A 19,204-nucleotide genomic window follows, 5' to 3' on the forward strand; every position below is an offset into this window, starting at 1 on the left:
CAGGATGGGGCTCCCCACGAGCACTCGTAGGAGCCCCATGCGCGTCATCTCTGTCGAGTCGACCGAACTCTTCGTCGGTACCGAGGAGCATCCCCACCAGGTCGTGGCCGTCGAGATCGGGGAAGCTCCCGGCCGGACGGTCCGCCTCACCGTGGCGGGCCCGGGTGTCCACGGCACCGCCGAGGTGACGGCGGGGGACGGCGGCACCGTACGCGCCGAGATACCGGTGACGACCGACCTCGCCCCCGGCGACCGTACGCATGTGAGGGTCACGGCGGAGGACTCCGAGGACCCGGGCCGGACCGCGGAGCGTACGGCCGCGTTCACGGCCGCGGAGCCCGGCTGGACGATGTTCATGGTCAGCCACTTCCACTACGACCCCGTCTGGTGGAACACCCAGGCCGCCTACACCGAGACCTGGGACGTCGCCGACGACCCGGCCGGCACCGGCCTGCCCGCCCGCACCTTCGACTCGCGCGGCCAGTCCGGCATGAGCCTGGTCCGGGCGCACTGCGATCTGGCGCGGCGCGACCCGGCGTACACCTTCGTGCTCGCCGAGGTCGACTACCTCAAGCCCTACTGGGACGCCTTCCCGGAGGAGCGCGCGTTCCTGCGGCAGCTGATCCGCACCGGTCGCGTCGAGATCATGGGCGGCACCTACAACGAGCCGAACACCAACCTCACCGGCGCCGAGGCGACCGTACGCAACGCCCTGTACGGCGACGGCTTCCAGCGCGGAATCATCGGAGCATCTCCGGAGACGGCCTGGCAGCTGGACGCGTTCGGGCACGATCCGCAGTTCCCGGGGCTGATGGCCGACGCGGGGGTCAGCTCCAGCTCCTGGGCGCGGGGGCCGTTCCACCAGTGGGGCCCCACCCTCTCCGTCTTCGGCGAGGAGCCGCGGGATCCGAAGCGGATGCAGTTCCCGGCGGAATTCAGCTGGATCGCCCCGTCCGGGCGCGGGCTGCTGACCGCGTACATGGTCAACCACTACGGCGCCGGCTGGGCGATCGACAACGCTCCGGCCCTTCCCGAGGCGGAGGCGGCGGCCCTCAAGCTGTTCAGAGGGCTGAAGCAGGTGGCGCTCACCCGCAACGTCCTGCTCCCCGTCGGCGGTGACTACGCGCCGCCGTGCCGCTGGGTGATGGACATTCACCGGGACTGGAACGCCCGTTACGTCTGGCCGCGCTTCATCAGCGCCGTCCCCCGGGACTTCTTCGCCGCAGTCCGCGCGCAGCTCGACGAGGAGGGCCGCAGGGCGTCCCCGCAGACGCGGGACATGAACCCGATCTACACCGGCAAGGACGTCTCGTACATCGACACCAAGCAGGCCCAGCGGTACGGCGAGACCCTGCTCGCCGACGCGGAGGCCTGGGCGACGCTCGCCTCGCTCGTCACCGGGCACCCCTTCCCGGACGCGGCGCTCGACAAGGCCTGGCGGCAGCTGATCTACGGCGCCCACCACGACGCCGTCACCGGCTCGGAGTCGGACCAGGTGTACATCGACCTGCTCACCGGCTGGCGGGAGTTGTACGACCTCGCCCAGACCGTGCACGCCGACGCGACCGACGCCCTGGCGGGCGCAGTCGCCCAACTACCCGGCGGCACACCTGACTTGGTCGTCTTCAACGCGGCGACCTGGGAGCGGCGGGACGTCCTGGCGGTCGAGGACCCGGGACTCGTCCCCCTGGACGACACCGGGCTGCCCCTGCCCGCCGTACGCGAGGACGGCGAACTCCGTGTCGTCGTACCGCAGGTGCCCGGCACGGGCCTCAAGGCGCTGCCGCTCGCCGAGGGGACCGTCCCCGAGTGGACACGCGCAGAGGGCGCCACCATCCGCAACGAGTTCTACGAGCTGACGGTCGACCCCACGCGCGGCGGCACCGTCAGCAGCCTGCGGGCCCTCGGCAGGGCCGAGGCCGGCCGGGAACTCCTGCGTCCCGGCGACATCGGCAACGAACTCGTCGTGCAGGAGGAGTACTCGCGGCACCCGCGCTTCGGCGAGGGCCCCTGGCACCTCACACCGACCGGCACGACCGCCGCCCGCAGCCGGGACGTCACCGCCGACATCGATGTCGAGCACTCGCCCGCCGGTTCACGCATCACCGTCCGCGCCGACCTCGGCCTGTTCCGCTACACGCAGCGGCTCACTCTGTGGAAGGGCGTCGACCGCCTCGACCTGACGACCACGCTCGACGGCTACGACGGTGCCGACCGGCTCATCCGGGTCCGCTGGCCGTCCGACGTGCGCGGCGGGCTGCCGGTGCACGAGGTGGCCGACGCGGTGATCGGGCGCGGGTTCGGGTTCGTGGAGGTGGACAGCGAACGGTTCCCGTGGACGCTGGACAACCCGGCCAACACCTGGTTCGGGCTCGGGTCCACCGCACGGGTCGCGGTCGCCGACGGATCCGGCCGGCCCCTGGGCGAACGGTCCATCGGGGTCGCCGAGTTGGTGTACGGGTCCTGGGACGAGGCCGGTGAGCTGGGCACCGGCCTCGCGGCGGCCCTGGTGCGGGTGGGCGTGACGGCGACCTCGACGATCGCCGGTGGCCCGCGCTACGGCGACCTGGAGGTCGACTCCAACCTCCCCGACATCCGTGTCGCGGTCGGCGGGCCGGAACGCAACTCCGTGGTCGCCGAGGCCCTCGGCTGGGACCCGGCGGCCGGGCGGGAACTGCGCCGGCAGCTCGCCGAGCGGGGCGTGGCCGCCGTCTGGGTCGCGCCGCGCGCCTCGCTGCGGGAGGAGTGGGTGCCCGGCGCCGACCTGCGCGACCTGGAGCGGCTGCCGCTGCTCGTGGTGGCGGGCGACCGGCCCGAGGACGATGCCAAGGCCGTCGACGCGCTCATCGCCGACCTGGGCGACGCCGTACTGCGGGCCACGGCGGCGGGCGGCGGGGAGGCCCTGCCGCCGGGGGACGCGTGGGACGGGCGCAGCTTCGCGGTGCTGAACCGGGGGACGCCCGGCTGTGTGGTCACCTCCTCCGGCGACCTCTACATGTCCCTGGTGCGGTCCTGCACGGGCTGGCCGTCCGGCATCTGGGTCGACCCGCCCCGCCGTACGGCACCCGACGGATCGGCGTTCCAGCTCCAGCGCTGGTCGCACACGTTCGAGTACGCCGTGGTCGCGGGCGCCGGCGACTGGCGGGAGCTGCGGCTGCCGCAGGCCGGGCATGCGTTCAACCATCCGCTGACGGCGCGGTTGCGGCTGACGGCGGCCGAGGATGCCGTACTGCCCAGGAAGGCCGTTCTGTTGGGCGTCGAGCCCGCGGGCGAGGTGCTGCTGGACGCGCTCAAGCCGGTCGGGTCGCCGCTCGCGCGGGGAAGCGTGGCGGCCGCGGATCCCGGCCGTGGCGTCGTCGTCCGGGTGCACGAGGTGAACGGACGGCCGGTGCGGGCGCGGGTGCGCGGGCCGCGGGGATGGACGGACGGGGCGCGGGCGGACGTACTGGAGAGACGCGGGGAGCCGCTGACGCCCGATGACCAGGGGGTGCTGGACCTGGACCTGACCGGTTTCGAGGTCGCGACGGTCCTCGCCGCCACGGACGCGGAGACCGCACCCGGACCGGGCATCGCCGCACACGAGCCCGCCCAGCCCGTCCCGACCCGCTACTGGCTCCACAACTCGGGCCCCGCCCCACGCGGCAACATGCCGGTCGCGGTGTACGTCTCGCCCGCCACGCTCACCGTCTCCGAGGGCGCGGTCACGGCCACGGTCCGGGTCGGCTCGGAACTGACGGACGCGCCCGTCTCGGGCACGGTGACCCTGCACGTCCCATCCGGCTGGTCCGTCGAGCCGGCCGAACTGCCGTACGCGCTGGGCCCCGGCGGCTTCACACTCGCCGACGTCACCGTCACCCCACCACCCGACGCCGAGCCCGGCCGCCACTGGCTCGCCGCCCGGCTGTCGTACGGCGGGCAGACGTACGAGGACGTGGTGGCGCTGGATGTGCCGGGTGGGCACACCGGCCCGACACTCCGGGCCGAGTTGGCAGCTGAGCGGATCACCGTACGCCGGGGTGAACGGACCAGGGTCCCGGTGGCTGTGCGCAACACGACCCGGGGCCCGATCAGCGGCGCGCTGTGGGCCGTGTCCTCGTGGGGGACCTGGGCGGGCGTGGCACCCGGCTGCCAGGGTTTCACCGTGGCCGGCGGGGAGCAGCGGGAGTGCGTGATCGAGGTGGACGGCGGGGCGGTGCCGCCGGGGTCGTACTGGCTGATGGCGAAGGTGGGCTGGCACGGCTGCGTGGCGTACACGCAGGCCGTGGAGCTGGAGGTGACGCCATGACGGAGGAGTACGCGGCTCGCGTGAACGGCGAGACGGTCCCGAAGGAGCGCGTGGACACCTTTCTGGCGCAGGGTCCTACAACTCCCCCAAGAAGCGCGGGCCATGTCGATATGCGGCTCCGCCACGAGGGCGCGACCAGCCACAACGGACCCGCAGCCGAGCGACGACACAGCGCGGCACTCGCGGCAGAGCGCCAACGCCGACGCTGGGCGACGCAAGTCGTGCTGGTCGACGAACTCGCCCGACGCACCTGCGCGAAACGCGGTCTGCCGGCCCCGCCCGAGATGTCATCGTCCCTCACACCCAACGTGCCCGAAGCCGACGTGGCAGACCTCGGCAGCATCGTCGCGGCAGCACTTGCCCACTCCCCCGCGGCCCGCGCGCTCCTCGCCGCGCTGGAGGGCGAGCAACTCCTGCCTGAGGAGGCCGTACGGGAGTACTACGACCTCAACCGCGACCGCTTCCTGACCCCGGAGGCGCTCAGGCGCGGCGTCGACCCCTTCGACGACGCAGCCGGCCCGGCGGACCTCCTGCCGTACGAGCACGCCCGTGAGGGCATCGTGCGCGAGCTGCAACAGGCCCTCGGGCGCCGGGCCTTCTTCGACTGGCTGGACCGAGCGCGCACCGGCGTGGAGTACGCCCCGGGCCACGAGCACCCCGGCGACCCGTCGCACGCGGACCACGAACACCGGCACTGAGGCGCAGCACGCGCCGGCGGAACCCAAACGCAACACGGCAACCCATTGACCTCCGATGAATTCTGGTCCACCTTTTCATCAATCGGCGTCCATGTTGGTGATTTGAATCAGCGGAGCGCTACCGCATCCGACTGGTCCCAGGAGGGCAGCAATGCGCGCGAGAAGACTGACCGGATCCCTTGCCTGTCTGGTGGTCCTGACCCTGACGGCCGCCGGCTGCGGCCTGTCCGGCGGCTCCGACGACGGGGAGGCCTCCGCCGGCGGCTGCAAGGTCGACAAGGGCAACGTGGGCTCCGGAAAGCTCACCGGCGAGGTCGAGGGAAGGATCACCTTCCAGACGACCAACCTGAAGAAGGACTTCGGCGGGTTCTTCGACGGCGTGATCGAGTCCTTCGAGAAGGCGAACCCCGGCACCGAGGTCAAGTGGATCGACGACCCGGGCGACAACACGTTCACGTCACGCACCGTCGCCGACGCCCAGGCCTGCACCCTGGCCGACGTGATCAACGTCAATTCCGACACGGCGACCGCCCTCACCAAGGCCGGTTACCTGCTCGACGTGGCCACCAAGGACCCCGGCGCCTCGAAGCCGTTCGTCCCGGCGTTCTGGAAGTCGAGCACCTTCAAGGACGCCTCGGGCAAGTCGGTGCACACCGCGCTGCCCTGGTACACCGGCGGCATCGTCCTGACGTACAACAAGGACCTGCTGGAGAAGGCCGGGGTCGACCCGCAGAAGCCGCCGACGACCATGTTCGGGCTGTTCGCCGACTACGAGAAGATCGCGAAGGCGGCCGACGGCAAGTACTTCGCGACGATGGCCAACCCCGTGTGGCGGATCCCGGCCGACTGGGACCAGATGAACATCAGGACGCTGTCCGCGGACGGCAGATCGGCCGCGTTCGCCGACGATCCGAGGACCGTCGAGTGGGTCGAGTGGATGGCGAAGCTCTACAAGGAGGGCGCCATGCCGAAGGACTCGCTGTCCTCCAGCAACGACCCTTCCACCCTCTACAGCCAGGGCAAGGTCGCCTACGGTTCGACGAACCCGAGCTTCGTGCGCTTCGTGAAGCAGAACAGCCCGTCCGTGTACGACAAGACGGGCGTCGGCCAGCAGCCCTTCGACGCGCTCGGCCACACCACCGGTGCCCCGCAGTACATATCGGTCGCCGCGACCAGCAAGAACGCCCCCACGGCACTGGCGTTCGCCCAGTTCCTCACCAACGCCGAGAACCAGACGGCCTGGTGCAAGGACCCGAACGTGGTGATCTTCCCCACGACCACCGAGTCGCTGGACGACCCGTTCTTCCAGAAGGCCGACGGTGACGACCCGTTCTCGGAGGCCCGCAAGCTCGTCGCCGAGCAGCTGAAGACCGCCACGGCCTACCAGACGAACCTCTCCCCCGCCGTGCAGAACGCCATCGTCTCCCAGGTGCAGCTGGCCATGCAGGGCGACAAGAGCGCCGAGCAGGCAGTGAAGGACGCTCAGAAGAAGGCGAACGAGCTGCTGAAGCAGGGCAGTTGACGGTGGCGGCACAGATCACGAACCCGGTGACCGTGCCCGGAGCGGAGTCCGCCGACTCCGTGCCGGGCCCGGCCCCTTCCCGTGCCCGCCGGCTCGCCCGGGCGCTGCTGCCCGGCCCCGCGCCCGGCGCCAACGGGGCGGCGATGTACCGCCGTTGGTGGCTGCCCTGGCTGTGGACCGCGCCCGCGATCGTGTGCGCGGTGGTCTTCGGGGTGTTCCCGTTCCTCAACACGGTCCTGCTGTCGTTCACCGACGCCAAGCCGCTCGGCGGCGCCGCGGGGTTCGTCGGACTCGACAACTACACGCGGATGCTGGACGACTCCGACTTCTGGCTGGCGACCCGCAACAGCGTCCTGTACGCGCTGATCGTCGTACCGCTGATGGTGCTGCTCCCGCTGATGCTGGCGGTGCTGGTGGAGAAGAACCTCCCCGGCATCGGCTTCTTCCGCTCCGCCTTCTACACGCCGGTGCTCGCGTCCAGCGTCGTGGTCGGCCTGAGCTGGCAGTGGCTGCTGGCCGACGACGGGCTCGTCAACACCTGGCTGGAGAAGGCCCATCTGATCCGGGACGCCATCCCGTTCCTGTCCGACCCGTGGCTGATCCTGCTGTCCGCGATGGGCCTGACGCTGTGGAAGGGCCTCGGCTGGTACATGGTCTTCTACCTGGCAGCGCTCGGGAACGTGCCCAAGGAGCTGCACGAGGCCGCGGCCATGGACGGCGCCGGCGCGGTTCGCCGCTTCTGGCACATCACGATGCCCGGCGTCCGCCAGGCCATGATGCTCGTCGGCACGCTCACCGGCATCGGCTCACTGCGGGTGTTCACCGAGATCTACATGCTCGGCAGCTCCACCGGCGGCCCGGGCGGCGCCGACCGCACCCTGCCCTTCTACATCCGGGACGTCGGCCTGGACCCCATCACCGGCGACGCCGGTTACGGCTCGGCCGTCAGCGTGGCCCTGTTCCTGCTGACGCTGGGGCTGACCCTGCTGGCGCAGCGCCTGACGAAGGAGGACGAGGCATGACGACGACCGCCGCCCCGGCCGGCCGCCGGCGCCTGATGCCACGCTGGCGGGACTACGGCCGCCCCAGGGAGCTGATCGTCCGCTATCTGCTGCTGTTCCTCGTCCTCGGCCTCACCGTCGGGCCGCTGCTCTGGCAGCTCCTGGCCTCGCTGAAGAGCACCGGCGAGGACGTCTTCGGCGCGGGCGCCACCCTGCTGCCGCACGACCCGACCCTGCGGGCCTACCGGACGGTCTTCGATCAGGTCCCGGTGGCCACGTACATCCGCAACAGCATGATCGTGGTCGTCCTGTCCGTCACCAGCCAGCTGGTCTTCGCCACCACGGCCGGTTACATGCTCTCCAAGCCCGGCTGGAAGGGCCGCCGGGCGGTCTGGGTGGTGCTGGTCGCCTCGATGATGTTCCCCTTCGAGTCGATCATGGTGTCGCTGTTCCTGAGCATCCGCGACCTGGGCCTGGTCGACAGCCTGGCCGGCGTCTGGCTGCCGGGCTTCGTCGGCGCCATCAACGTGCTGCTGATGCGCGGCGCGTTCCTGGCGGTGCCGCGCGAGATCGAGGACTCGGCGATGCTCGACGGGGCGAACGAGTGGCAGCGTTTCCGGCACCTGTATCTGCCGTCCGCGTGGGGCGCGATCATGGTGGTCGTCATCAACACCTTCATCAGCGCCTGGGACGACTTCCTCTGGCCCCTGATCGTGCTGCGCTCGGAGGGCAACATGACGCTGACGCTCGGTCTGTCGCGGCTGCAGAGCTCGTCGTTCGGGTACGACCAGCGGATGGTGATGGCCGGGTCGGTGATCTCCGTGATTCCGGTGCTGGTGTTGTTCGTGATCACGCAGCGGTGGTTCTACAAGGGGGTCTCCTCGGGGGCCGTCAAACTCTGAGGTCCAGTACGACGGGTGCGGCGCCCGATGCCGCCCGGGCCGACTCCGCGACACGGATCTCGACGGAGTCGGCCCGGGTGTCTTCCACGGTCAGGGCAACCGTCCGGCGCTCGCCCGGTTCGAGGCCGACGCCCTCGAAGGCACACAGTTCGAGGGCACGCGGCCAGCTCGACGTGATCAGCCGCCTCAGATAGACCTGAACGACCGTGCGCCCGTACCGCCCACCGGTGTTGGTGACGTCGACGGTGACGGTTGTGCCGGAGAGCCGTGGCGTGCCGTACTCGAAGCTCGTGTACGACAGCCCGTGTCCGAAGGAGTGGAGCGGCTGGGCGCTCCGGTCGACGTAGCCGCCGTACTCGGTGTCCTTGTGGTTGTAGTAGACGGGGAGTTGGGCGGCGGAGCGCGGCACGGAGACGGGGAGGCGGCCCGCGGGTTCCGCGTGTCCCAGCAGCACCTCGGCGATCGCCTCGCCGCCCCACGGACCGGGATACCAGGCGGTGAGCAGCGCACCGGCGGCGCCCGCCACGACGTGCGGGCGGCCCTGGACCAGGACGACCGCGGTGGGCGTGCCGGTCGCGACGACGGCGTCCATGAGGGCGTACTGGGCGGCGCCCAGCCTGAGGTCGGCCAGGTCGACGCCCTCGCCGCAGGTCATCTCGGACACCGCGTGGAGTGCCGCCCCGTTGGCGTCGAACTCGGTGCCGGAGGTGCGTGCGCTGCTGCCGCCCAGCACGAGCACGGCCAGGTCGGAGGCGGCGGCCGCGGCGACGGCCTCGGGGATACCGGAGAGGTCGCCGCCGGTGAGGGCACAGCCCCGGGCGTGCCGGATGTCGACGCCGGGCGGGGCGAGTCTGCGCAGTGCGTCGAGGACGCCGGTGCCGGAGCGTTGGGGCGCCGTGTAGTCGCCCGACTGGTGGGCTGCGGTGGCTGCTTGGGGTCCGAGTACGGCGATGCGCGAGACCGTCTCGCCGATGGGCAGCGTGCCGTCGTTGCGGAGGAGGGTGATCGCGGCCCGGGCGAGTGCCTTGCTGATCTCCCTGCCTCCGGTGGGGGCGGGGGCCGGCGCGGGCTGCCCGTCGAACAGGCCCAGCCGGAACTTGAGCCGCAGCACCCGGGCGACGGCGGCGTCGAGGACGGGCTCCTTGACGAGCCCTCGCCCGACCGCTTCCTCGAGATGGGTGAAGCCCTCGTCCCAAAGGCTCAGATCGACTCCGGAGTTGAGCGCGAGCGCGCCCGCGGAGACCTTGTCGCCCGTGATGCGGGCCAGGCGGTCGACGGCGAGGCCGTCCGCCATGACGAGGCCGTCGAACTCCCAGCTCTCCCTCAGGAGTTCGGTGAGGAGGGCGCGGTTGCCCGAGCAGGGCATGCCGTCGACCTCGTTGTACGCGGCCATGACGGCGGCGGCCCCGGCACGGATCCCGGCGCGGGCGGCGGGGAGGTGGATCTCGTGGAGTTCCCGCAGGCCCAGCTCGGACTCGGCGGAGTTACGGCCGCCGACGGTGGCGCCCTGTCCGGCGAAGTGCTTGAGCACGACGGGGGCCTTGTCGCCGGCGAAGAACTCCCCCGTGCCCTGCATGCCGCGTACCAGCGCCTCCGTGAGCCGGGCGGCCAGGTACGGGTCTTCGCCGAAGCACTCCTCCGTACGTCCCCAGCGCGGGTCGCGGGCGATGTCCAGTGCCGAGACCAGAGCGACATGGCCGCCACGGGCGCGCAGTTCGGCGGCGGCGTGTGCGGCGGCACGTTCGTGGAGCTCTGGGTCCCAGGTGGCGCCGACGGCCAGATTGACCGGGAGGACCGTGCCGTCGAGGGCCATGAGGCCGTGCGGGACCTCCTCGACGAACAGTGCCGGAATGCCGAGCCGGCTCCGCTCGACGACATGCCGCTGCACCAGTTCGGCCAGGGCGGCGCTGTCCTCCGCCCCGGGCCCGCTGCCGTGGTCGACGCCGGACCAGGCGTCGGCACGCTGGAGTCCGTAGAGGGCGCCGAGCCCCTCGAAGCGGTCGGTCTCGGCGTACAGGGCGTCGGTGAGTTCGAAGCCGCCGCCGGGGGTGCGGCGATAGGCGTTCCAGCCGTACATCCGCTGGTTGAGCTGGCCCACCTTCTCGCGCAGGGTCATCCGGGCGAGCAGGTCGCGGACGCGGGCGTCGACGGGGGCGGTGGCGTCGCGGTAGGGCGGGGTGTGCGGGAGGCCGGCGCGGTGCGGCTGCGCGCTGACGCCGCTCAACTCCCGTACCCCAGACGGGCGAGGGCCACGGCGCCCAGTGAGCCGTCGGCCACCGGGTCGGGGGTGAGTCCGAGGGTCCGGAGCCTGGCGGTGAGCGGCTCGGTGAGCGGGCCGTCGTCGCCGAGCAGGCCACCGGTGACGACGATGCGTTCGCCGGGCCGGGGTTCGAGGGCGCGGACGGCGCCCGTGAGGTGGTCGGCGGCCGTTTCGAGGATGCCTGCGGCGACGGCGTCGTCGTGCCGGGCGGCCTCGGCGACGAGCGGTGCGAGCAGGGCCAGTTGAACCGGCGGCCGGTTCATCACGGCGGGGAGCAGGTGCATGCGGTAGGCCTCGCGCCGGGCGCGCGTCCAGGCTCCGCCGGCGTACGGGTCCGGCATCTCCCCCGGCAGTACATCCTCCGGCACCCCCAGCTCCCGCCCCACCGACGCGGCCAGCCCCGTCGGCCCGCCCCGTCCGTCCGCCATGCGCAGCGCCATCCGTACCGCCTCGCGCCCGATCCAGAAGCCGCTGCCGTCGTCGCCGAGCAGCCAGCCGTCGCCGCCGGCGGTCTCGGCGCACGCGCGTGAGGTGATGCGCACGGCGACCGCGCCGGTGCCGGCCACCAGGGCCAGGCCGTCGGCGGGGTTGCCCGGCGCGGCGGCGAAGGCGGCCTCGATGTCGCTGTGGATCTCGACCGTGTCGGCGCTGATGCCGAGCCGGCTCAGCGCGACGGTGAGCGCGGCGTGCGCCTTGACCCGGCCCGGCTCGTCGGGCGCTGTCCGGGAGGCGCCGGCGAATCCGCCCGCCACCGCCACGACATGACCGCGCAACTCCGCCGGCACGGCGTGCGCGAGGGCCTCGGCGAGGTGCTCGGTGAGCTGCGGCCCGGGGACCGTCAGGGCGTTGCCCGGGCCTGAGACGCCCTCGCCCTCGGGCTGACCGTCGCCTAGGGGCGCCAGGACGGCGCGGGTGCGGGTGCCGCCGGCGTCCAGGCCGACGACGTACGCACGCGCCTCCCCGGGCGAGCTTTGGTTCAAATCACTATTCATCGACGCCCATGGTGGTTGATACATTCCTATTGGACAAGGCCGAGAGCCCGCCCCGAGCCCGCAGAGCGGGCCCGGCCCGAGGAGGATCCCATCCACACGCTCCGCTTCGGCGTCAACTACACGCCCCGCCAGGGCTGGTTCCACTCCTGGCACGACTTCGACCCGGGACGCGCGCGTGCGGACCTGGACTCGATAGCCGGCCTCGGCCTCGATCACGTCCGCGTCTTCCACCTCTGGCCGCTGCTGCAGCCCAACCGCACCCTCGTCCGCGCCACCGCCGTCGACCAGCTGACGCGCCTCGTGGACCTGGCCGGCGAGGCAGGGCTCGACGTCGTGGTGGACGGCGTGCAGGGCCATCTGTCGAGCTTCGACTTCTACCCGGAGTGGACCCGCAGCTGGCACCACCGCAACGTCTTCACCGACCCGGACGCCATCGAGGCCCAGGCCGCCCTCCTGCGCGCCCTCGGCCGCGCGCTCACCGGCCGCCCGAACCTCATCGGGCTCCAACTGGGCAACGAGCTCAACAACCTGGTCGAGCACAACCCGGTGACGGTCGACGAGGTCGACCACTACCTCGACACCCTGCTGGCCGCCGCCCGCGACGGCCTCGGCGCCGACGGCGGCCTGGTCACCCACTCCGCGTACGACGCCGCCTGGTACGGCGACGACCACCCCTTCAGCCCCGAGGCCTCGGCCCGCAAGGGCGATGTGACGACCGTCCACCCCTGGGTGTTCTCCGGCGACTGCGCCCGCCGCTACGGCCCGCGTTCACCGCAGGTGCGGCACCTCGCCGAGTACGGCACCGAGCTGGCCAAGGCGTACGCCGACGACCCGGCCCGCCTTGTCTGGGTCCAGGAGACGGGCGCACCCGAGCCGCACATACCGGCCGCCGACGCGCCGGACTTCGCACGGGAGACCGTACGGAACGCGGCCGAGTGCCCGGGGCTGTGGGGCGTGACCTGGTGGTGCTCGCACGACGTGGACCGGTCGCTGGCGGACTTCCCGGAACTGGAGTACACGCTGGGCCTGTTCGACGCGCAGGGCCGTCCGAAGCCGATCGCGCAGGCGCTCGCCGAGACCGTCGCCGACCTGCGTCAGGGACACCGCCCCGCCCCACCGCGCGACATCGCCCTGCTTCTGGACTGCACACCCGGCACCCGGTCGGCGTCCGGTCCGGGCGGCGCGTACTTCGAGGCGTGGATGCGGATGCGGGCAGAAGGTGCACGCCCCGCGGTGGTCCTGGCCGAGCGGGCGGCGGACGCCGGGTACCTGGCGGCGAGGGGGATCAAGGAGGTCGTACGGCCGTCCTGAGCGCCGTGCGGCGGTGGGCCGCCCTTTCAGCTGTCGGTGCCGTCGGTGACGCCCGCCAGCGCCTCGGCCGCCGCCCGCAGGTTCACCCGCCCCCGCCCGTACGAGCACAGCGCGCCGCCCTCCGGGAGCCCGGTGTCCACCCGCACCGCGTCCGGACGCCGGTCCAGCAGGGCGTCCCGCAGCCGAACCTGCCAGGGGTGCAGCCCGGCGTCGCAGGTGGCCACGACCAGCGGAGCGGATCCGCAGCGGCGCAGCATGCCGTCGACGAGCTCGGCCGGGTCCGCCGGTTCCCCGGTGACCGCCGTGCCCGTGGCCGTGGGGTCGACCGCGCGTACCTCGGTCAGCAGGTCCTCGCCGCCCCAGTTGAGGGCGGGGTGCGGTGGCGGGAACAGGTCGACGACGTGGGCGCCGCGCACGGCGGGCGGCACACCCCGGCTCCGTGCGGCGCGGCGGGCGGCCTCGAGTCCGGCGCCCGAATCCCAGTCGGCCACGTCGGCGACGGGGGTCGCGTACCGCTCGGCGAGCCGACGCACCCGACCCGCGGCCTCCTCGATCCGTTCCTCGGCCAGTTGACCGGTGCGCAAGGCGTCGAGCACGGCGTCGCGGCAGTCGAGGGTGACGTTCAAGTCCCGTACGGCGACGATCACTTGGTCCGCACCGGCGGCGAGCGCGATGCGCGCGCCGGCCGCCTCGCCGTACTGGTCGGCGATCGCCTTCATCTCCAGCGCGTCGCTGACGAGGACGCCGTCGAAGCCGAGGTCGTGGCGGAGCAGATCGCCCAGGACGCGACGGCTCAGCGTGGCGGGGCGGTTGGGGTCCAGTGCCGGGAACACGACGTGGGCGCTCATCAGCATCGGTACGCCCGCCGCGATCGCCGCGCGGAACGGTTCGAGATCGGCGCGCAGTTCGTCGTACGGCCGCGGGTCGACGGCCATTCCGTGGTGGCTGTCGGTGGCGGTGCCGCCGTGGCCGGGGAAGTGCTTGGCGCAGGAGGCGATGCGCCGGGCCTCGGTGGCGGTGATCCAGGCGCGCAGATGGCGGGCGGCGAGCTCGGGGGCGGCGCCGAAGGACCGGGTGCGCACGATCGGGTTGTCGGGGCGGTGCTGGAGGTCGGCCACGGGGGCGTAGGAGGCGGTGATGCCGAGGGTGGCGAGGTGCCCGGCGAGCGCGTCGGCGCAGCGGGCGGTGAGGTTCGGGTCGTCGGCGACGCCGAGGGCGTAGGAGCCGGGGACGTCCGGGGCGCCGGCGCCGACCAGGTGGCCGATGCCGCCGCCCTCGTTGTCGATGGCGACCAGGAGGTCCGGGCGTATGGCACGCAGCTCGTCCGTGAGGCGGCGCACCTGCCGCGCGTCACGGACGTTGCGGGTGAAGAGGATGACCCCGCCCAGGCCACGGTCGATGAGCTCCTTGAGCGTGTCCGGCACGCTCGTGGCGCCGTCGAACCCGGCGACGAGACAGCGGTGGGCGGCTTCGTCCAGGTCGACGGGGAGGCCGGCCGACCGGGGGGACGCGTGCTCGAAGTGGCTCACCCCGGCAATGTTCTGGCTGGGTCAGCCTAAAGTCAACCTTTCGATGGCTGGCTGATTCAACTACAGACCCTCACGTGGACAGCTTCTTCGCCTTCCCACGGCCTCCGCCAGCCGTTCGAGCACGGGCGCGTACCCGGCGTAGCTGAAGCGCTCCTCCATCGCCCACGGCACGGTCTGCCCCGCCGCGACCGCGGGCAGCTGCCCCCAGGTCGCCTTCGCGGCGAGCTGCTCGGCGCTCATGGCCGAGGATCGGTTGTCGACCATGATCAGGTCCGCGTGGTACCTGTCGGCGTTCTCCCAGCTCAGGAACTCCCAGAAGCCCCACTCGTCGGACTTCTTCCCCTCCACGAACTCCACGCCGAGGTCCTTGTAGTAGTTCAGGTCGACATAGGAGTCGGGGACGGCGACGTAGAACTGCTCGTTGTCGCCGGTGATGGCCATGACCTTCAGCCCCTTGTTGGCAGCGGCCGCCGCGCGCAGGGTCTCGACCGCCTTGTCGAAGCGGGCCCTGGCGTCCGTCACCTTCTTCGCCTTCAGGTCGGCGCCGAGCGCCTCGGCGAGTTCGGCGGTGCGCTTGAGCGGGTTCAGCAGGGAGGTGCGGGCGACGCTGATGCCGACGCTGGGCGCGAGCGCCTCGATCTTCTTGCGGCTCTCCTGCGGGACGTACCAGAGGTCGGGCGCCGGGAACATGTTGCTGATCAGCAGGTCGGGCCCCAGTGTCGCGTACTTCTCGACGTTGAACTGCCCCCAGTCCGTACCGAGGCTCGTCAGCTTCGCCACGTCCATGTCGCCGGCCTGCGGGTTGGGCTTGCCGCCGACGGGTTCGGTGGGGCCGAAGACGCCGTCGCACTCGATGCCGTAGTCGTACAGAGGAAATGCGCTTGTCCGTCGATCAACCCGACGCATAGCCTCGGCTCCCATCGACGTGTAGCTCAGCAGCAGAGCGCCGGGCTTGAGACCCGGAGGGCGCAGGGGCGGAACCTGCCACGTCGGCTTATGGACGACAACGCTGAGCAGCAGCCCCTCACCGCGGCCGCCGCCTACCCGGCGGCCCAGTTGGCCAAGGCCTTCACGACGGCACTGACCCACGAGGACGCCGGCACCCGGCGTCGTGCCGAGGAGCGCGGGCAGCGCTGGCGGGCGGTCCTCGCGGGGATGGCCGCGGGGCGGCTGGCGGCCGGTTCGCGCACCCCGGTGGCCGGGCTTCCGGCCTGGGTGACCCTCGAGGTGGTGCGGGGCGGCTTCGCCACCGGCACCGCGAGCGCGGGCGGCCCGCTCCAGCCGTACGAGACCGAGGCGGCCCGGCAGTTCGGGGTTCCGGCCGAGCGGCGCGCGCTCTTCGCCCACTGCCTCACCGACGCCGGACTGGCCTGGCTGTGGGCCCGGCTGGACAGCGGCCGCTACGAGATCGGCGTGCCCGAGGAGGCCGCGCTGCTCACGATGGCCTGGCTGGTGCGGCACGGGGAGACGGACGCGGCGCTGGATCTCGCGGCCGAACTGGAGCCCTTCGCCGGCCGACTGCGCTTCCTGCCCCGGCCGACGGACGGCCCCGCGTCGGCGAGCGGCGCGGCGGAGGCGGACGCGGCCGTCCACCGGTACACCGTCTCCGACTCCGTCGACACCCTGATACGGCGACGGCCCAACGCCGCCGTGGAGACCCAGCGCGAGGCGCTCGCCGTATGGCAGCCGTTCGGCGACGCCATGCTCGTCCACTGGCTGGAGACCGCAAGGGACGGCCGGGTGCTCGAACTCGCCCCGGACACCGACTGGTTGGAGCGCGGCGCCGCCCTGCTGGACCGCTACCGGATGCTGGCCGCGGCACATACCCGCTGCACCAAGCACCTCAACCCCAGGCAGAACCTGGGCATTCTGCGCGGCGCGCTGGAGGAGACCGTCGCCGGGCGGCCGTTGGACGCGCGCCGGCTCGGGCTGCTGCGGCACGCGGTGGACTCCATGGTGCGGCGGCGCGGCCTGCCCGGCTCCGCACCGCACACGGCGCTGCGCCGGGAGCAGGCGCGCCAGGCGGCGCTCCCCTCCCACCACGCACTGGCCCAGCTGATGCTGCGCAGGCTCGCCGAACTGCCCCAGGACAGCGGCATCATCGAGGTACCCCCGCTGCTGACGCCCGTGACGGAGCAGGAGGCACACGAGACCGGCCTGCCCACCGGGGCGGAGATACCGGCGGTGATCCGGCAGGTGGTCGAGTCCGCACTGAGCGCGCCGATCGGTACGCTCGTGGAGCGGGGCGTCGTCCCCTCCGCCGAGGTCCTGGCCGAGCTGGTACCGCAGTTGGTCGCCGCCACCACCGCGCTGGCGTACGGCGACGAGACGCTGCGTGCGCTGATGGCCGCGAACTACCGGGCTTTCCGCAACCGCCGCTCGCTGCTCCTGCTCAATCTGGAACGGCAGGTCCGCGTCGAGGAACTGCCCTGGGTGCGGGCGGTGTCCGGCCAGCGCGCCGCGGTGCTGGGCAAGCCGGACGAGCAAGGTGCGTTCACCGTGCTGCGGCAGCTGGGCGAGCTGGCCGTGCAGGCCTTCCCGGGCACGGTCCTGCCCAACCCGCTCGTCCGCGAGCTCGGCGTGCTCGGCCGCCAGTGCGACCTGGGCGTCCCGTTCGTGGAGGAGCTGGCCGCCGACATCTTCATGGGCACCTTCAGCCCGAAGTTCCTCAAGTCGGCGCGGGTCGCGGCCGAGTTGCTCCGCGGCACGCTGTACGAGCGCTACTACGGCATCGACTACGCCGCGATCCGCAACCTCGCGATCGCCGAGACGGGCGAGGCGCTCAGCCGTTCCTACGGGGCCCGTACGTCTCCCGGTTTCGCGCGGCTGTGCACGGAGCGGGCCGGGACGGCGTCCGGGTCCGATTCCTGGTCCGTGGCGGCGAATGGCAAGGTGATCGAGCAGGCGCAGATCCTCACCACGCACAACCTGGCCACGCTCGTCCACCGGGTGGGCATCGCCCCGCAGCCCGGCTGGTCCGACCTGGCGCGCCGATGCTTCGACACGGTGTGCCGGCTGACCGCGCAGGTGCACAACAACAAGCGTCCCCTCCCCACCATCAAGGACGCGGCGTACGCCTGGCGTCAGATGCTGTTCGCCCTGTCCCTGTGCCCGCCGGACGAACAGCGGCGGTTCCTCAGCACGCTGGACGAGGAGGCGGCCCGCCACCCCGCCCACGTCAGGTCCCGGCTGGCCCCGGCCCTGGCGGGCCTGGTCCGCACCGCCGAGGGCGGCACGTTCGGCGCGGACGGCACGGCGGACGGGGGTCGCGCCCGCCGGTTCCTGGGATGGAGCACCGGACCGCACTGGATGCGGTGAGGGCGAAGCGCGGGGGCAGCGGCTGAGGACGGCGGCAGAGCCGCAGCCCCGGTCGCGTCGCTCGCCCGCCGACGCCGCTTCGACTGCCGGACACCGCGCCGTCATGACGGACGGGCACGTTTCCCACGTCCCCTCCTGCCTCGCCCTCAAGCCGTCCGCCCGCGTCCACGCGGGTGTGACGCGGAAGGACGACCGCGCCGTGTCCTCGCTCCCGCTCAGCGATCTCCCCGGACCGCTGCCCGCCTGCCCCACCCTCGCCGCCACCCCCGCCCGTCCCCGCTCCCGCTTCTCCCCCGCAACCCTCGTCCGCCACGCACTGACGCTGCTCCCGCTCCTGCTGATCGGGGCGTGGGCGGTGGCCGACTGGCACACCGTGCAGGACGGCGCCCTGCGGCTGGCCTCCGCCGACCCCTGGTGGCTGCTGGCCGGCTTCTTCTTCACGTGCATGGGCTGGCTGGCCGCCTCGGTCGTCCGCCAGGGATCCATACCGGAACGCCTGCCGCCCGGCCTGCTGATCGCCTCGCAGTTCGCCGCCGGCGCCGCGAACCACGTACTGCCGGCCAGCATCGGCGCCCACGCCGTCACCCTGCGCTTCCTGCAGTACTGCGGCATCCCCCTGGCCCGGGCCACCGCCTCACTCGCGCTGTACTCGCTGGTCAAGCCGATCGCGAAGACGGTGGTGCTGCTCGGCTTCCTCGTGGCCTTCCCCGAACTGCTGCACCTGGGCGAACTCGTCCCGGACGAGCGGACGTTGCTCCTGGTCGCCGGTGGCGTGACGGCCGCCCTCGTCACGGCGGGCGTACTCGTCACGACCGTACGGCCACTGCGCCGCCCCCTCCTCGGCTTCGTCCGCACCGCTCTGACCGACGCGCGGATCCTGCACACCCGGCCCAGCCGCGTCCTCGCCCTGTGGGGCGGCGCCGCAGCGACCCCGCTGCTCCAGGCGAGCGTGATCGCCTCGGTCGGCTTCGCGCTCGGCCTGCCGCTGTCCTGGACGCAGGTGACCCTCGCGCTCCTCCTCGCCAGCACGGCGGTCGGCGCGGTCCCGGCGCCGGGCGGCATCGGCCCCGTGGACGCGGCCCTGGTGTTCACGATGGTCACCTTCGGAGCCCCGATGGGCCTGGCCGCGGCCACCGTCATCGGCTACCGCGTCATGACGGTCTGGGTGCCCCTGCTGCCGGGCGCCCTGGTGCTCTCCGTCATGGTCCAGCGCAAGCTTCTCTGACCCACCCGCCGGGGCCCGAGGCAGTCGCCCGGCATCGTCGGAGCCGATTGAATAGACGCGACGGCTGGTCTAGTCTCTTGAATAGACGCAACGGTGAGTCTCGCCCCTGACCTGTGTGCGTCTCCTGTTCACACCCGCTCATGAGAGGCCATACCCTTGGG

Annotated in this window: 12 protein-coding genes and 1 tRNA gene; 9 read left to right on the top strand and 4 right to left on the bottom strand. The window is 72.4% G+C overall.

What is annotated here, in order from left to right; translation table 11 throughout:
* Nucleotides 1–37: 37 nt before the first annotated feature.
* From OHT51_RS09795 to OHT51_RS09815, 5 genes are all read left to right on the top strand, one after another.
* Complete coding sequence (locus OHT51_RS09795; protein WP_328878529.1) at nucleotides 38–4,285, top strand: NEW3 domain-containing protein; 4,248 nt, start codon at nucleotides 38–40, stop codon at nucleotides 4,283–4,285.
* Nucleotides 4,282–4,983, top strand: coding sequence for a peptidyl-prolyl cis-trans isomerase (locus tag OHT51_RS09800; RefSeq protein WP_328878530.1), 702 nt, complete (start codon nucleotides 4,282–4,284; stop codon nucleotides 4,981–4,983). The genes OHT51_RS09795 and OHT51_RS09800 overlap by 4 nt, the downstream gene beginning before the upstream one ends.
* A gap of 151 nt (nucleotides 4,984–5,134) precedes the next feature.
* Nucleotides 5,135–6,505 carry an extracellular solute-binding protein gene (locus OHT51_RS09805; protein WP_328878531.1) on the top strand — a complete coding sequence of 457 codons (1,371 nt, stop codon included), beginning with the start codon at nucleotides 5,135–5,137 and terminating at the stop codon, nucleotides 6,503–6,505.
* A gap of 2 nt (nucleotides 6,506–6,507) precedes the next feature.
* Nucleotides 6,508–7,527 (top strand): carbohydrate ABC transporter permease, encoded by a 1,020-nt coding sequence (locus OHT51_RS09810; protein WP_328878532.1) that lies wholly within the window; start codon nucleotides 6,508–6,510, stop codon nucleotides 7,525–7,527.
* Nucleotides 7,524–8,408: a carbohydrate ABC transporter permease gene (locus tag OHT51_RS09815; RefSeq protein WP_328878533.1), complete on the top strand. Its 885-nt coding sequence runs from the start codon at nucleotides 7,524–7,526 to the stop codon at nucleotides 8,406–8,408. The genes OHT51_RS09810 and OHT51_RS09815 overlap by 4 nt, the downstream gene beginning before the upstream one ends.
* Here the strand turns inward: OHT51_RS09815 and OHT51_RS09820 are convergent.
* Together OHT51_RS09820 and OHT51_RS09825 are read right to left on the bottom strand one after the other, a co-directional pair.
* Nucleotides 8,398–10,632 (bottom strand): glycoside hydrolase family 3 N-terminal domain-containing protein, encoded by a 2,235-nt coding sequence (locus OHT51_RS09820; protein WP_328878534.1) that lies wholly within the window; start codon nucleotides 10,630–10,632, stop codon nucleotides 8,398–8,400. The two genes, OHT51_RS09815 and OHT51_RS09820, sit on opposite strands and share 11 nt — an antisense overlap.
* Nucleotides 10,629–11,660: an N-acetylglucosamine kinase gene (locus OHT51_RS09825; protein WP_443052448.1), complete on the bottom strand. Its 1,032-nt coding sequence runs from the start codon at nucleotides 11,658–11,660 to the stop codon at nucleotides 10,629–10,631. Before OHT51_RS09825 ends, OHT51_RS09820 begins: the two co-directional genes overlap by 4 nt.
* A gap of 15 nt (nucleotides 11,661–11,675) precedes the next feature.
* Here OHT51_RS09825 and OHT51_RS09830 point away from each other — a divergent pair, with 15 nt between their 5' ends.
* On the top strand, nucleotides 11,676–12,971 hold the full coding sequence (locus OHT51_RS09830; RefSeq protein WP_443052449.1) for a glycoside hydrolase 5 family protein: 1,296 nt from the start codon (nucleotides 11,676–11,678) through the stop codon (nucleotides 12,969–12,971).
* Nucleotides 12,972–12,997: 26 nt separating this feature from the next.
* Here OHT51_RS09830 and OHT51_RS09835 read toward each other — a convergent pair whose 3' ends face one another.
* Together OHT51_RS09835 and OHT51_RS09840 are read right to left on the bottom strand one after the other, a co-directional pair.
* The gene (locus OHT51_RS09835; protein WP_328878536.1) at nucleotides 12,998–14,500 is read right to left on the bottom strand and encodes a glycoside hydrolase family 3 N-terminal domain-containing protein; all 1,503 of its coding nucleotides are present in this window, start codon (nucleotides 14,498–14,500) and stop codon (nucleotides 12,998–13,000) included.
* 60 nt (nucleotides 14,501–14,560) lie between these two features.
* On the bottom strand, nucleotides 14,561–15,406 hold the full coding sequence (locus OHT51_RS09840; RefSeq protein WP_328878537.1) for an ABC transporter substrate-binding protein: 846 nt from the start codon (nucleotides 15,404–15,406) through the stop codon (nucleotides 14,561–14,563).
* Nucleotides 15,407–15,421: 15 nt separating this feature from the next.
* Between OHT51_RS09840 and OHT51_RS09845 the strand changes: the two genes are divergently transcribed.
* From OHT51_RS09845 to OHT51_RS09855, 3 genes are all read left to right on the top strand, one after another.
* Nucleotides 15,422–15,493 (top strand) — tRNA-Ser (locus tag OHT51_RS09845).
* Nucleotides 15,494–15,496: 3 nt separating this feature from the next.
* Nucleotides 15,497–17,818 (top strand): hypothetical protein, encoded by a 2,322-nt coding sequence (locus OHT51_RS09850; protein WP_328878538.1) that lies wholly within the window; start codon nucleotides 15,497–15,499, stop codon nucleotides 17,816–17,818.
* Nucleotides 17,819–18,017: 199 nt separating this feature from the next.
* Nucleotides 18,018–19,043: a lysylphosphatidylglycerol synthase transmembrane domain-containing protein gene (locus tag OHT51_RS09855; protein WP_328884290.1), complete on the top strand. Its 1,026-nt coding sequence runs from the start codon at nucleotides 18,018–18,020 to the stop codon at nucleotides 19,041–19,043.
* Nucleotides 19,044–19,204: the final 161 nt, after the last annotated feature.

Source organism: Streptomyces sp. NBC_00299 (genome assembly GCF_036173045.1).
Taxonomy (GTDB): domain Bacteria; phylum Actinomycetota; class Actinomycetes; order Streptomycetales; family Streptomycetaceae; genus Streptomyces; species Streptomyces machairae.

Bases quoted from the DNA above. Each gene is read 5' to 3' on its own strand.
- OHT51_RS09805 (WP_328878531.1), top strand. From the start codon at position 5,135: ATGCGCGCGAGAAGACTGACCGGATCCCTTGCCTGTCTGGTGGTCCTG.
- OHT51_RS09850 (WP_328878538.1), top strand. From the start codon at position 15,497: ATGGACGACAACGCTGAGCAGCAGCCCCTCACCGCGGCCGCCGCCTAC.
- OHT51_RS09825 (WP_443052448.1), bottom strand. From the start codon at position 11,660: ATGAATAGTGATTTGAACCAAAGCTCGCCCGGGGAGGCGCGTGCGTAC.
- OHT51_RS09815 (WP_328878533.1), top strand. From the start codon at position 7,524: ATGACGACGACCGCCGCCCCGGCCGGCCGCCGGCGCCTGATGCCACGC.
- OHT51_RS09795 (WP_328878529.1), top strand. From the start codon at position 38: ATGCGCGTCATCTCTGTCGAGTCGACCGAACTCTTCGTCGGTACCGAG.
- OHT51_RS09800 (WP_328878530.1), top strand. From the start codon at position 4,282: ATGACGGAGGAGTACGCGGCTCGCGTGAACGGCGAGACGGTCCCGAAG.
- OHT51_RS09840 (WP_328878537.1), bottom strand. From the start codon at position 15,406: ATGCGTCGGGTTGATCGACGGACAAGCGCATTTCCTCTGTACGACTAC.